This window comes from Sporanaerobacter acetigenes DSM 13106 (assembly GCF_900130025.1).
Taxonomy (GTDB): Bacteria; Bacillota; Clostridia; order Tissierellales; family Sporanaerobacteraceae; genus Sporanaerobacter; species Sporanaerobacter acetigenes.
Genome location: NZ_FQXR01000011.1, coordinates 1 through 14301, shown reverse-complemented (window position 1 = coordinate 14301; position 14301 = coordinate 1). Strand labels below are relative to the sequence as shown.

The window sequence follows — 14301 nt, the reverse complement described above, 5'->3', positions numbered from 1 at the left end:
CGTTAAACACTCTCCTTTTTTCTTAATAAGTATAGGAAAAATGGAGCGCCAAGAGCTGACATTATAATTCCTACAGGAATTTCCATAGGTGCAAATAGTACTCTAGCCAAAGTATCACACAATATAACTACTGAAGCTCCAAAAAAAACACAAGCTGGAAACAAATATCTATAATCTGAACCTATGAAAAGCCTAGCCATATGAGGCACTATAAGACCTACAAATCCCAAAAGTCCAACAACACTCACAGCACTTCCTGCAAGTAAAGAGGAAAGAACTATAAAACTAAATCTAGTTCTCTCTACATTTAGTCCCAACCCAGTAGCTACCTCATCACCTAACATCAATATATTTAATTTATTTGGAATCAACATAGTCAAAAACACTCCTACAACTGCATATGGAAACAACAATTTTACTTGAGACCAAGTAGTAGCTGAAAGTCCTCCTACCATAAAACCTATGACCCCTGCAACTTTATCCGGGAAAAAAGTCATAAGAGCATTTATTCCTGCATTTAAAAGTGATGAAACAGCTACACCAGCTAAAATAAGCCGTGTAGGAAGAACACCATCTTTCCAAGCTAAACAATATATAAATAAAGTAGCTAATAGTGAACCTATGAAAGCACCTGCTGGAACTAAATAATAAAATTCAGGAAATAATATGAGAATTGTTAAAGCCATAAGCCCTCCGCCAGAAGAAACCCCTATGATATTGGGACCTGCCAAAGGATTTCTCATGATCCCTTGCAAAATAGCTCCTGACAGTGAAAGGCATATTCCTACAAGGCCTGCCACTATAGTTCTAGGAAGTCTCACATTCCATATAACTTGATAATTAATCGTATCCTTTTCAAAAAGAATTGCATCAACTATTTCTCTAGGAGATATTTTCACCGCACCATTCCCAATGCTTACAAAAAAACTTACAATACACAAAACTACAAGTAAAATCAATATAAATCCCTTACTCGTTCCATTTTTTTCTTCACAACTGCTCATTATCATTTCTCCTGACTAAATCATATTTTTTAAATTAGAAACAAACAATTCTTGTATACTCTCAATTTCTCCCAATCCCTTTATATATGTTGCCACTTGAAATCCTTCTTTTAAAAGTATACTTTTCCATGAATCCTTACCATCCCCCGCCATGTCATTGTTGGCATGATCTCCTGCAACCAACATAAAGGGTTTCAATATGACTTTGTCTATTTTTTCTTCCTTCAAAATAGGAATTATATCTTCAATAGTTTTCTTTCCTTCAACTGTACCAATATAAATTCTTTGAAAACCTTTTTCTCTAAAGCTTTGCTGAAGCAAATCATAGCATTTATCATTGGCATGATCCGTACCATGCCCCATATATACCATTGCTTCATTTTCCCTCAAATTTAAAATATCCAATGCATTTACTACTTTTTCATAATCCCCTTCATCAAACAACAATGGTCTTCCAATACTTATATGAATATTCTTATTTTCTTCCTCAAAATCATGAACTTGTCCAATTAACTTTTCAAATTCATGACCAGGTATTATATGGAGAGATTGTATATATATTTGTTCAAATGCTTCTCTTTTCAACCTATTCAATGCTTCACTCACATTATCTACTACTATTCCATCTCTATTTTTTAATTTATTTATCACCATTTGAGAAGTAAAAGCCCTTCTCACCTCAAAGTCAGAAAATCTATCTCTAATTTTATTTTCCACACTCTCTATACAAATTTTTCTTGTCTCTTCATAAGTTGTACCAAAACTTACAACTAAAATAGCTTTTTTCATATCATCACCTCAATAAAAAAATCCTACAGTCTTCAGAGGACTATAGGATTTACTTTTTTTAAACACAACAAAAAAGCTCAGACTTCCCACCGAAGACTTACTCAAAAAAGCCATAGGCAGGTCTCCTGGCTTGTGGATCATCCTACTTTCAATGCCTTCCCAGAAAAAATCCAGTGGACTATATTGATTTCGTACCCACTTACAGTAGCGGGGGCTGCATCGGATTTTCACCGATTTCCCTTTTAAATAAAATACCTATACTTTCATTTATTCACTTGTACTTAATTCATACTATCACAAAAATAACATGAATACAATAAAATTTTGTCAAATACCAATCAGTAAGCAATATCCATATATAGATTTTTTAATTCATCTTTATCTAAGCTCAAACAATAGTCAATCAATTCGTCTTTTTGATCTACATACCTTTCGAGAATAATTTTTTCTACTTCCCCCAGCAATTCATCATACTCCTCATCATATTGTAAACTCATTTCTTCCCAGCCCCTTTTTAACTTTTTATCCAAAATATCCTTTTCTATATTTTACACTATAAACCTATGTAAATAAAGATAATTTTCAATATTTTCTGAATTATTTTCCATACTTTTCAGACCAATATTCAAAAAATTTTTCTTCATTTTTAAAAAGGGGAATTCCTAATTTCTTGTGAAGTTTTACAAGCCATGGCTCATCCAGCCCAGCTTTTTGTAAAATTTCTTTCTGAACAAACACATCTTCAACTAAACCTTCAGCTATGACTTTTCCATTATTTAATATATATATATAATCACAAAGCTCATATATCAAATTCATGTCATGACTAGAAATAGCTATGTTTTTTTCCTTACTTATATCCTCTATAATATTTATGACTTCTCTAGTCATAACTGGATCTAGTCCACTTGTAGGTTCATCAAACAATATTGTACTTCCATCCATAACCAATACACCAGCAATAGCAATTCTCTTTTTTTGTCCATAACTTAAAAAATGGACAGGTTTTTCTTTAAAATCATAAGCTCCTACCCTTTTTAAAACCCTGTCCACTCTTCTCAATATTTCTTCTTCCTCATATCCCATATTTCTTAAGGCAAAAGCCACATCATCATATACATTAGAATAAAATATCTGTTTATCTGGATCTTGAAATACTATATTCACTTCACTTCTATATTCTCTTAAATATTTTTTATTGTATTCTATACTTTTCCCTTTATATAATACTTTTCCTTTTTTAGGCTTCAAAATTCCAATCATATTTAGAAAAAGTGTAGACTTTCCAGACCCATTAGAGCCAATTATGCCAACTTTTCTACCCCTGTTTAAATCTATACTTACATCTTCTAATGCCATTGTACCATCTTCATAAAAATAAGTTAAATTCTTGGTCTCAATCATTTTATCACCCTACTTTAAACTCACCATTATACAATTTGCTATCTAATGAAATAATCATGTCCCTATATTTTTCAAAAATCCTTATAAATAAGCATTTGACAAGAAGAGAAATAGATCTATAAGAATTTTTCATTCCTACATACCCATATTTCATCTCTTGTGCATTGTATATTTCTTTGCTTTCTTCCAGAAATATGAATATAAATCTATAAATTAGAACAATGAGTTCCACCATTACAGGAGGAAATTTCAATTTTTTAAATACCTTTATCAGTTGATTTATTGACGTTGTCAGTGACAAAAAAAACATAGAAGAAATACAAGAAAGTACCCTAAATACTATAAAAATTGATTCACTTAAACTATTCTCATTTATACCAAAATAATTTTGCCCAATCTTTATGGAACATAAAAAGACCTCTCTATTTGTTGACTTATTTATAACTATGGTGATTATGCTGACTAGTAAAAATACCAATGGTGCATAATAAAACTTTAAATAATTTTTAATTGGAATCTTGGCTATCACTGTAGTAAATATAAACATTATCAAGAATATGATTAAATTAACATACAAATTATTTAAACCTATTGCTATAAAAAGAGCTCCTATGGCAAATAAAAATTTTGCCATAGGATTAAAATTTCTTAATCTATTTGTATAAGCATATTTATCTATTAGAAGCAACTTTTTTCTTTCCCTTCATATTTCCTAAAATATATCCAATAGCTCCAGCACCAATAGCTACTTGTACCGAAAACAACAAACTTTCAATTTCTCCACTTGGTGGTTCCCAAAGGCTGTCAAACCATGGTTCATAATCTGGATCTATTTCACCTATTATATCTTCAGCTGCATCGTCAGCGCCACCAAATTCAGAACTACCCATAAATATTAGAGGTACTATAATTATTACAATTGCCAATATAAATAACCATATATTTTTTTTATTTGATGATTTCATTTCCAAGCACCCCTTCCTCATTGTATTCAAGCAATAAATTGTAAATTATGCTTGTTAAGATGCCTTCTACTATTGCTAAAGGTATTTGTGTCACAGCAAATATACTCAAAAATTTTCCCATGGAACCTAAGAAGCCTGAAACTTTATCTGGAAAAGCCAAAGAAAGCTGAATGGAAGTGATGACATATGTGGCTAGATCCCCCAGTGCTGACGCTATAAATACAGATACCGAAGTTTTTACATTTCTCTTTTTTAAAAATTTAAACAATCCATAAGATACTAGTGGTCCTACCACCGCCATAGAAAAAGTATTCGCTCCCAAAGTAGTTAGCCCACCATGAGCAAGTAACAATGCTTGAAAAAGTAATACTATGATTCCAACAACAGTCATGGTAGTAGGTCCAAACAAAATTGCTCCTAATCCCACACCAGTAGGGTGAGAACAACTGCCTGTTACAGAAGGAATTTTAAGTGCTGACAATACAAATACAAATCCTCCTGCCAACCCTAAAAGCACCTTTCTATTTGTATCTTCCTTAAATACTTTGTTGACTCTGTTTATACCAACAATCAAAAATGGTAACGTAACAATCGTCCAAAAAATTGCCCACTTCACAGGCAAAAACCCTTCCATTATATGCATAGCATTAGATATAGAAGGAGCTAAAACTAGAAGTAAAAACATAAAGGATAATAAATACTTCTTGTTTTTCATAAAAACACCTCACTTTTTGTATTAAAAAAATCCCCAACTTCAGTTTAGGGATTTTTTTCCATATACGTTGAAAAACCAACAAAAAAGCTCAGACTTCCCACCGAAGACTTACTCAAAAAAGCCATAGGCAGGTCTCCTGACTTGTGGATCATCCTACTTTCAATGCCTTCCCAGAAAAAATCCAGTGGACTATATTGATTTCGTACCCACTTACAGTAGCGGGGGCTGCATCGGATTTTCACCGATTTCCCTTTTAATACTTTATGCAAAACATAACCTATACTTTTCTCATATTCACTTTTTCATAAATAACATTATCACAAGAAAAAGAATCTTTCAACATATATATTCCAAAATACTTATTTCCCGTCACAATAGTATGATATTAATATGTCAATATTATGTTGACAAAATAGCCCTTCTTGTATATAATGAGGTAAAATATATTGATATTTAAGGAGCATAATATGAAAATAACTCAAGAAGCTGATTATGGACTGAGAGTAGTAGCTTACCTATCAAAATTGGGACCAGGAGCAAAATTGAGTGCTAATATAATATCTGAAAAACAAAATATACCGTTAAGGTTTCTTTTAAAACTTCTTCAAAAATTGAGAGATGCAAATATAGTAGAATCATTCATGGGAGTTAAAGGTGGCTATGCTCTAAAAAAAGCACCTAGTGAAATAACTTTAAAAGATGTTATAGAAGCCATAGAAGGACCTATTTACTTAAATCGATGTCTTGAACATCCAGAAGAATGTAACAACGAAGGCCCAGAAAAATGTCCTGTACATAAAACTTTGGAAGAAATTCAAGAGAATTTTAAAAATGATTTAGATTCAGTATCATTTCAAGATATCATAGACAGATGCAAAGAATAGGGGAAAACCCCTATTCTTTTTTTATTGTTCTTCTACTTCCCATTTTTTTGATCTTTCAATTGCCATTTCCCATCCTGCATATATCTTTTCTCTATGCTCCTCATTCATTTCTGGATTAAATATTCTGTCTACATTCCATTTTGTAGATATTTCTTCTGTGTCTTTCCAGAAACCTACTGCTAATCCTGCTAAATATGCTGCTCCTAGTGCTGTAGTTTCTATAACTTTTGGTCTGTGAACAGGTACTCCTAATATATCTGACTGGAATTGCATTAGGAAATTATTTGCCACAGCACCACCATCTACTTTTAATGCTTTTAGGGCTATTCCTGAATCTTCTTCCATTGCCTGTAATACATCTTTGGTTTGATAGGCTATAGCTTCAAGAGCAGCCCTTATGATATGATTCCTATTTGCCCCTCTAGTAAGCCCTACAATAGTCCCCCTTGCATACATATCCCAATATGGAGCTCCAAGACCTACAAATGCTGGCACTATATATACTCCGTTTGTATCCTCAACCTTTGAAGCAAAATATTCACTATCTGCTGAATCTGATATAAGTCTTAATTCATCTCTTAACCATTGAATAAGTGCTCCTGCTATAAATATACTACCTTCTAGTGCATAGTTGACTTTCCCGTCAAGACCCCAAGCAATTGTTGTAAGTAATCCATTTTTTGATGGCACTGCTACTTCACCTGTATTCATGAGCATGAAGCAACCTGTACCATAGGTGTTTTTAGCCATTCCTTCTCCATAGCAAGCCTGACCAAATAGTGCTGCTTGCTGATCTCCTGCTATTCCTGCTATAGGAATTTCAGCTCCGCCAAAAGTTTTTTCGTCTGTTACGCCATATACTTCACTGGATGGCCTTGCTTCTGGCAACATCGAAATAGGAATATCTAATTCTTTTAATATTTTTTCATCCCAGCATAAATTCTTTATATTAAATAGCATAGTCCTTGATGCATTTGAATAATCAGTTACATGAACTTTGCCTCTGGTCAAATTCCAAAGTAGCCAAGTGTCAATATTTCCAAAGAGGAGCTCCCCATTTTCTGCTTTTTCCCTAGCCCCTTCTACATTGTCAAGTATCCATTTGATTTTGGTACCTGAAAAATATGCATCTATTACTAGTCCTGTATTATCTTTTATATATTCTTCTAATCCTCTTTTTTTCAATTCATCACATATTGGAGCCGTTCTTCTACATTGCCAAACTATGGCATTGTATATAGGTTTCCCTGTGTTTTTATCCCATACTACAGTAGTTTCTCTTTGGTTTGTAATGCCTATAGCAGCTACTTCTTGAGGTCTAACCCCGGCAGTTTCTAATACTTCTCTTGCCACTCCCATTTGGCTACCCCATATTTCCATTGGATCGTGTTCTACCCAACCTGGTTTTGGGTATATTTGTTTGAACTCTTTTTGAGCTACTTGAACTATTTCTGCATTTTTGTTAAACAGTATAGTCCTTGAACTTGTAGTGCCTTGATCTAGTGCCATTATATACTTCTTTTCCACTGTGCTAATCCCCCTAATACTTTTATTATTTATACAATACAATTTATATGATTGTCATAATTCTAATCAAAACACTTATCTATATAAAATCTATAGTTGAGTAAGAGTATTAGTACATGTCATCAAAGTTACAACAATAGCATTAATTATGCCTGCAAGATAAGGATTGTTTGTTGCTCGATAAATTTTTCGAGAAACAACAGCTGCAAGTGGTAAAATAACAACAATAGGGAACAACCAAATCTCCGCTATAGTTGAAATACTTTTAAAGAATACATCTCCCGTTTTAAAGAATGTAATATACTGCATAGCCACAATGACAATAGCACTTAATCCATTAAATAAAGCTAATACGGCAGTATTCATCCATTCCTTTTTGCCTATAGAAACATAGTTGAAACTGTTAACAGACATAGAATTTGCAATATAGAATATAAGGAACAATGGTAAATATCTTAAAGTGATAGCAATTTTATCTGGTGTAAAGGCTTTAATAGCAATTACCCATATACGGAAATCTGTCTTAAAGAAGTAATCTGCAATAAACACAAGCGCAAAAGATACAACAACTACAATTAAAGACAATCCAATAGTCTTAAGTAAATTTTTAGAACTTATAGCAACACCATTTTCATGAAGATCTACTCCTTGTTTTTTGCCATATAACTTATATGACAATAGCATGATAAGTAAGGTAACAACTCCCATAACTGCACTCCAAATGCCTATGAAATATACAGGCTCTTGTGGGAAAAACGAAGGAATACTGCTCATAGTTGCATTGAAAAGTTTTATATAAGTAAAACCAGAAATTATTGTACTTACGATTAAACCTCCCCAGAACCAAGCCTTACCTTCAGCCGCAGGAGCTGGTGCAATTGTTACTTCTTCAGAAGCTCTTAGAGATTCAAAAGCTCTTGTATATAACATCGCTTTAGTGAAACTTACAATGAACATTATAAATCCGATTAGTCCAATAAGGTTAAATAGAACTTTAAATTGCCAAATTTGGCTAGACGATGAAATTGGATTTGGTGCACCAAAAGCATCTTCGAAAAATTCTATACCATATGAAGCACATTTTGCAGAAAAATGATTCCAAGGGTGAATTTGTGCAGGATTATAAATAACACGACTAGATGTTTCACCATCAACTTCTTGTTTATAAATAGTTTCACTTGTACGAGTTTCACCTTCAACTTTTGGATCTACACCAAAATTTAAAAAAGATTGTGCATACTCAGTTTTAAGATAGTCTCGAGGAACTGTATACCCACCATTTTCTGTCTTGCTACGGAAGAAAAATTCATCATATTGAGCTGCAATAATACCAACATCACGGTTGCCATATACATTGTCATATTCTTGTTCATCCGTCCTGAAAGCCCAGTACAATGGCTCGCCTGGATCATTTGTATACATTGCATCATTACCAATAAGCAAAACAGCAGAAATTAGCTGCTCATCTTTCTCCTTAAGATTGTCGTCTTTAATAGACCAGTTAGCAGCTCTAGCTCCATTCGAATGCCCAGTAACACCTATACGTGTTTTATCTACATAAGGAAGACTAGACATAAGTTCTACTGCATCATACATACCAGTACCACGATTTTCCCACTCTTCTGGAGTTACAGCATCAGAATTTCCATGCCCATACATATCAATTGACATAACAACATAGCCACGACGTGAATACTCAACATAATTTAAATCCTGCATTTCACGATTGTTGTACCAACCATGACTAGTAATAATCGCAGGAGCTGGTGTATCCTTTGTAGCATTTTCAGGAATAAAAAGCAATGCACTCATAAGATGCCCAGATGGAGTTTCCCAACGTAAATCCTTAATTTCAACTCTACCACCTGATGTTTGTACTGCAGAGGCACCAATCATACTTATTAAGCATAGCACTAAAGAAATTGCGAGAATTCTAAAATTCTTTTTCTTATTATCCATTTTTCTAGTCCCCTTTTTTAATTATCATATGAATTTTTCAAAACTTTTTCTCAAATATAAAAAGTAATTAAAGTAAGCGTTATCCTCCCTCACCTCCTAATTTACCGAAAAAAAAGAACGTGCAAAACAACCCTATTGTTCGATAGGTTCTTAACACGTTCTCCTGATCTCCACGCAATATTATATTTTAAAAATTTTCTGTGAAATACATTATATCACTTTATTACAAAAATGCAAACGTTTTTAGACCTATGAGATTTTTTGAGTATTTCTAGCTTCTTCTGCTGCTTTTTTTATTTCTTCTATATTGTTTGATATATAAGCCTGCACTGCTACTGCTATGCTACCCTCCACAATAGGAGTATCTAAAACACAAGTTTTCCCCTTTATATCTTCTTCTAACATCTCAATAGCTAATTCTGAGCTCATAATTGAACTTCCTATATCAGCAAGTATTACAACTCCATCTCCATCATAGGCCTCCTCTATGGCTTCCTTTATTAAAATAGGATCTGTACCTATCCTTCCATCAGAAGTACCCCCTGCTGATATTATCTTTACATCCTTTCCTGCCATCTCGTAGCATAAATCAACAATGCCTTCTGAAATCTTTTTGCTATGAGATACAATGACCAATCCAATCATAAACATCCTCCTAATTTTCTTCTAATGTCTCTTTTATCGACCTAATCGCAATATAAGTAGAAGTAGCACCAGGATCCTGATGTCCAATACTTCTTTCTCCTAAATAGCTAGCTCTTCCTTTTTTTGCAATGATAGTCTTAGTATATTCTAAGCCTTCTAACGCAGCATCTTCTGCCATTTGAAAAGCCTTTTTACTTTCCAGACCATTCTGGTATGCAGCCTTAAGAGCATCAAAAGCAGGAATAAGAGCATCTAACATAGTTTTATCGCCTCTATCTGATTTACCTCTTGCTTTTATACCCTCTATTGCCTGTTCAAACATATTTACAACATCCTCATGGTCTATATCCATTTTTCCATCTACAACAGTAGCTGCCCTTAAAAAAGCAGTCCCATACAAAGGTCCTGATGCACCTCCTACTGTAGATATCAAAGTCATAGCCGTATTCTTAAGAATATAACCCCAATCCTTTCCCTTCATCTCTCCTAATTTATCATTTACTGCACTAAAACCTTTGCTCATATTTATACCATGGTCTGCATCTCCTATAACTCTATCAAGCTCTGTCAAATAATCCTTATTCTCTATTATATTTTTCCCCATATTCTCTAATATCACAATCAACAAATCTGTACTCGACATATAAATCCCTCCAATTGTTAGAGTTATAATTGTCTAAAAGCAGGAGTATCCGCTTTACTATCTAGCAATTCTTTTAATTCATCATCTAATTTAAGCAATGAAATCGAAGCCCCTGCCATCTCTAAAGATGTCATATAATCTCCCACTATAGTTTTGTAAATTTTTATGCCTTTTTCACTCAAAAGCTTATTAACTTCATTATTGACTATATACAATTCCATCAATGGGGTACCACCCAACCCATTAACCATCACTGCTACTTCATCATCTTTTTCTAATTTCATATCATCCAATATATTATTTAACAATATGGCAGCAATCTGATCTGCAGTCTTAATCTTTTCTTTACGAATTCCTGGTTCTCCATGTATACCCAAACCAATTTCCATTTCATCTTCACCTATTTCAAAACTTGGCTTACCTACTGCTGGTACAATACAAGGAATCAAGGACATACCCATAGTTCTAACATTTTTTATTGTTTTTTCTGCCACTCTTTTGACATCATCTAAATCAAAACCCTTTTCAGCCGCTGCTCCCGTTATCTTATGAACTAAAATAGTACCAGCTATTCCCCTTCTTCCTACAGTATAAGTAGAATCCTCAACTGCTACATCATCGTTGACTATAACCTGTTCAACTTGTATTCCCTCCATCTGTGCCAATTCTGAAGCCATTTCAAAATTCATAACATCTCCAGAATAATTCTTTATTATTAACAATACTCCAGCCCCACCATCTACCGCTTTTATACCTTTAAGTATCTGTTCAGGTGTAGGAGATGTAAATACCTCTCCTGCTACTGCTCCATCTAACATACCCAATCCCACAAAACCACTATGGGCTGGTTCATGACCACTACCGCCTCCGCTTACTAAAGCTACTTTCCCTTTTACTGGTGAATTTTGTCTAACCAAAACATTGCTATCCTCTACTCTTTTTAAATATTGTGGATGAGCTTTCACCATCCCCTCAAGCATCTCTTCCACTACATTTTCACTTTTATTAATTATTTTTTTCACAATATCCCTCCTTATGAATTATATGCCTCCTTATACTTCTTGCCAATTTTATCTGCTGTTGTTATTGCGGCAGCTACTTGTTCAACTGTAACTGGAAATGGCATTGAATGAATGGATTCTTCAAGTATACAAGCTTTTTTAGCTACTGCCATCAATTCTTCTTCTGATATAGCATTAACCCCTATGTCTTCTAAACAAACTGGAAGCCCTATGCGCATACAAAAATCTAGAACTTCATATAATTCTTCAGTTGATGCATTTTCAAGTACAAGTTGAGCAATAGTCCCAAATGCTACTTTTTCACCATGGAAATATTTATGGGTTCCTTCCAATATAGTCAATCCATCATGAATTGCATGTGCTCCTGCTAATCCACCACTTTCAAACCCAATTCCAGATAATAAAATATTTGCTTCTACAATATTTTCTAAAGCTTGAGTAACCACATTAGCTTCACTAGCTTGTATAGCTTTTTCCCCATTTTCTAGCAATGTTTCATAGCATAGTTTTGCAAAAGCAAAGGCTGCATTTGTTCCCTTCGCTCCTTCACACAAACCTTCCCTAGTGCCACAAGGCAATCCTGCATTTACATTGGAATAGGATAGAGATGTAGCTCTAGCTTCAAAATAAGTAGAAAGTGCATCACCCATTCCTGAAATTAAAAAACGAGTAGGAGCATTTGCTATTACTTTAGTATCAACCAAAACAACACTAGGACTTTGTTTGAAATATGCATAGTCATCAAACGCTCCATCAGTTGTATACAACACTGCTGAATGGCTTGTAGGTGCATCAGTAGCAGCGATAGTTGGAACAATGATTATATTTTCTCCTTCTGCTACACATTTTGCAGTATCAATAGCCTTTCCTCCTCCTATCCCAATAGTACAATCACATTGATTTTCTTTTGCTATATTCTTGATTCTTGCAACTTCCTGACGAGAACATTCTCCAGAGAAACCACTTTCTATAAATTCAATATTAAATCTCTCTTTAGTTGTATCTAATTTATCTTTTACTCTGGCAATGTCGTCAAGATGCCCTATTAAAAGAGCTCTTTTCCCAAAAGTTTTAACGAAATACCCTAAATTCAAAATTTCATCTTCACCTTGTACGTATTTTGTTGGACAAATATATGCTTTTCTCATTTTGTTAAGCCTCCCCTATTATTATGGATATAGATAAGTCTTAAAATTAATACTCTAAATTAAATTATTTTATGTATAGGTTTTACTATCGTAAGTATAATTAGAAAAATGCTTTTGCTATTTTTCCGAATATTCAGATATCGATTCGCAGTAATTAAAAGCAAATGTTTTCCTTTTCCATATAGACTTTACTACTATTTTATATTTATGTGCTATACTTCATTGATAAAATCTAATACAATATATAATTTTAAGATATCTCATACCATTTAAGTATGTTATTAATATATAGTATAGCAACATTATCATTTAATTACATTAAACCATATAATACTATAATAGTATTATATGGTTGTATTATTTTGCACTTCTTTAATTATTTCATACTTAATTGATTGACTTTTCGAAATTTTTCTGTAATGCCCTGGTGCGATTCCTTCATATGATTTAAAACGTCTAGTAAAATATCCCGCATCGTTAAATCCAACTTCTATAGCAATTTCTTGTATAGTTTTATTTGTGGTTTTTAATAATTCTTTTGCTTTTTCGATTTTTAATCTTGTTAAATAATCCGAAAACTTTTCTCCAGTTTCCTTATAAAAAATTTTGCTAAAATATCCTGGAGTAATAAAGCACATATTGGCCATATCATCCAATATGATTTTTTTATCGAAATTTTCATTAATATATTCAATAGCAGGCTTTAAAATATCATTTGTTCTGTTTGTAGGATCATATACCCTTTCCTTTGTTTCCCCATTATCTAAACTAATATTATTATGAACAACATCTTTGTCCAAAATTTCTTCAAGTCTTTGTTTCATATCTTGATTATCCTTAAAAAGTTTAAATTTCACTATACATTCTTCAACAATATATTTAATAATATTATCTATTAAATCTAATATTTCTTTAATGCGAGTTAATGTTAAACGAGGAAGTTTGCTATAAAGATATAGCATCTCATTTTGATCGGATAAAACCTCAATGGAATCCTTATATATTTTTTCTATATATTCATCTTCATTGTTTTCTTTCAGTAAAACTTGTCCTACCATCACACAACCAAAATATTTGTCATCAATAATGATGGGTATTGCTGCATCTATTATATTGCAGTGGCATCTATATATATAATTTTGATTAAGTCTCACCGCTTCAATTCCTCCCCTAGCATCACATTTTTGACATATAGCATTCGTCTTAGATTCTGATCTTATTTTTTCGCAAAACTCACTGCATCTGCTATGTTGCGTCACTGGAATTCCCTTGTAATCAACAGTGATAATAGCCATATTGGTAACCATCGCAAGTTTATCTTGAATTAACTGCCATTTTTCAATATCTAAAATAGATTGGATATCAGCATATTTATTACTCAAAAAAATCACCCCTATACTTTTGCCCACAAATAAATGTTACTTCCTTATGTACTAAGTATATATAAAACCTTGTTTTGCGTCTATACTTAGCATATAAGAAAGTAGAGATAGAAATTTAGGTTCTTCATAGGTAAGATAAAATCATTTTAAACTAGCTCTTTGTCCATATATAAATTCTGATTTCAATTCCTTATAGGTAGTCTAGAATCTAAAT

General features: G+C 33.0%; 15 protein-coding genes and 2 riboswitches. Of the genes, 1 reads left to right on the top strand and 14 read right to left on the bottom strand.

Going from position 1 to position 14301, the window contains the following annotated elements; translation table 11 throughout:
- Window positions 1-2 precede the first annotated feature (2 nt).
- From BUA21_RS10525 to BUA21_RS10495, 7 genes are all read right to left on the bottom strand, one after another.
- Entirely contained in the window at window positions 3-1004 is a 1002-nt protein-coding gene (locus tag BUA21_RS10525) for a FecCD family ABC transporter permease (protein ID WP_132996264.1), read from the bottom strand.
- 15 nt (window positions 1005-1019) lie between these two features.
- Window positions 1020-1793, bottom strand: a complete 774-nt coding sequence (locus BUA21_RS10520) for a sirohydrochlorin cobaltochelatase (RefSeq protein ID WP_072744793.1) — start codon at window positions 1791-1793, stop codon at window positions 1020-1022.
- A 98-nt stretch (window positions 1794-1891) separates the two neighbouring features.
- Window positions 1892-2067: riboswitch (cobalamin riboswitch) on the bottom strand.
- A 64-nt stretch (window positions 2068-2131) separates the two neighbouring features.
- Window positions 2132-2323, bottom strand: coding sequence for a hypothetical protein (locus tag BUA21_RS10515; protein WP_072744792.1), 192 nt, complete (start codon window positions 2321-2323; stop codon window positions 2132-2134).
- A gap of 67 nt (window positions 2324-2390) precedes the next feature.
- Window positions 2391-3197, bottom strand: a complete 807-nt coding sequence (locus tag BUA21_RS10510) for an energy-coupling factor ABC transporter ATP-binding protein (protein WP_072744791.1) — start codon at window positions 3195-3197, stop codon at window positions 2391-2393.
- A gap of 4 nt (window positions 3198-3201) precedes the next feature.
- A complete protein-coding gene (cbiQ, locus tag BUA21_RS10505; RefSeq protein WP_072744790.1) occupies window positions 3202-3885 on the bottom strand; it encodes a cobalt ECF transporter T component CbiQ in 684 nt (227 codons plus the stop codon).
- Window positions 3869-4162 (bottom strand): energy-coupling factor ABC transporter substrate-binding protein, encoded by a 294-nt coding sequence (locus BUA21_RS10500; protein ID WP_072744789.1) that lies wholly within the window; start codon window positions 4160-4162, stop codon window positions 3869-3871. Before BUA21_RS10500 ends, cbiQ begins: the two co-directional genes overlap by 17 nt.
- Entirely contained in the window at window positions 4146-4877 is a 732-nt protein-coding gene (locus BUA21_RS10495) for an energy-coupling factor ABC transporter permease (RefSeq protein WP_072744788.1), read from the bottom strand. The genes BUA21_RS10500 and BUA21_RS10495 overlap by 17 nt, the downstream gene beginning before the upstream one ends.
- Window positions 4878-4986: 109 nt before the next feature.
- Window positions 4987-5173, bottom strand: a riboswitch (cobalamin riboswitch).
- A 171-nt stretch (window positions 5174-5344) separates the two neighbouring features.
- On the opposite strand from BUA21_RS10495, the gene BUA21_RS10490 reads away from it, so the two are divergent.
- Window positions 5345-5761 (top strand): RrF2 family transcriptional regulator, encoded by a 417-nt coding sequence (locus tag BUA21_RS10490; protein WP_072744787.1) that lies wholly within the window; start codon window positions 5345-5347, stop codon window positions 5759-5761.
- 21 nt (window positions 5762-5782) lie between these two features.
- Here BUA21_RS10490 and glpK read toward each other — a convergent pair whose 3' ends face one another.
- From glpK to BUA21_RS10455, 7 genes are all read right to left on the bottom strand, one after another.
- Window positions 5783-7288, bottom strand: coding sequence for a glycerol kinase GlpK (glpK, locus tag BUA21_RS10485; RefSeq protein ID WP_200796546.1), 1506 nt, complete (start codon window positions 7286-7288; stop codon window positions 5783-5785).
- 90 nt (window positions 7289-7378) lie between these two features.
- Window positions 7379-9247, bottom strand: coding sequence for an alpha/beta hydrolase family protein (locus tag BUA21_RS10480; RefSeq protein ID WP_200796545.1), 1869 nt, complete (start codon window positions 9245-9247; stop codon window positions 7379-7381).
- A 249-nt stretch (window positions 9248-9496) separates the two neighbouring features.
- Window positions 9497-9892, bottom strand: coding sequence for a dihydroxyacetone kinase phosphoryl donor subunit DhaM (gene dhaM, locus BUA21_RS10475; RefSeq protein WP_072744786.1), 396 nt, complete (start codon window positions 9890-9892; stop codon window positions 9497-9499).
- Window positions 9893-9902: 10 nt separating this feature from the next.
- Window positions 9903-10535, bottom strand: coding sequence for a dihydroxyacetone kinase subunit DhaL (gene dhaL / locus BUA21_RS10470; protein WP_072744785.1), 633 nt, complete (start codon window positions 10533-10535; stop codon window positions 9903-9905).
- A 23-nt stretch (window positions 10536-10558) separates the two neighbouring features.
- Entirely contained in the window at window positions 10559-11557 is a 999-nt protein-coding gene (gene dhaK / locus BUA21_RS10465; RefSeq protein WP_072744784.1) for a dihydroxyacetone kinase subunit DhaK, read from the bottom strand.
- 11 nt (window positions 11558-11568) lie between these two features.
- Window positions 11569-12705, bottom strand: a complete 1137-nt coding sequence (locus tag BUA21_RS10460) for a glycerol dehydrogenase (RefSeq protein ID WP_072744783.1) — start codon at window positions 12703-12705, stop codon at window positions 11569-11571.
- A 344-nt stretch (window positions 12706-13049) separates the two neighbouring features.
- Window positions 13050-14087, bottom strand: a complete 1038-nt coding sequence (locus BUA21_RS10455; protein WP_072744782.1) for a PocR ligand-binding domain-containing protein — start codon at window positions 14085-14087, stop codon at window positions 13050-13052.
- Window positions 14088-14301 lie beyond the last annotated feature (214 nt).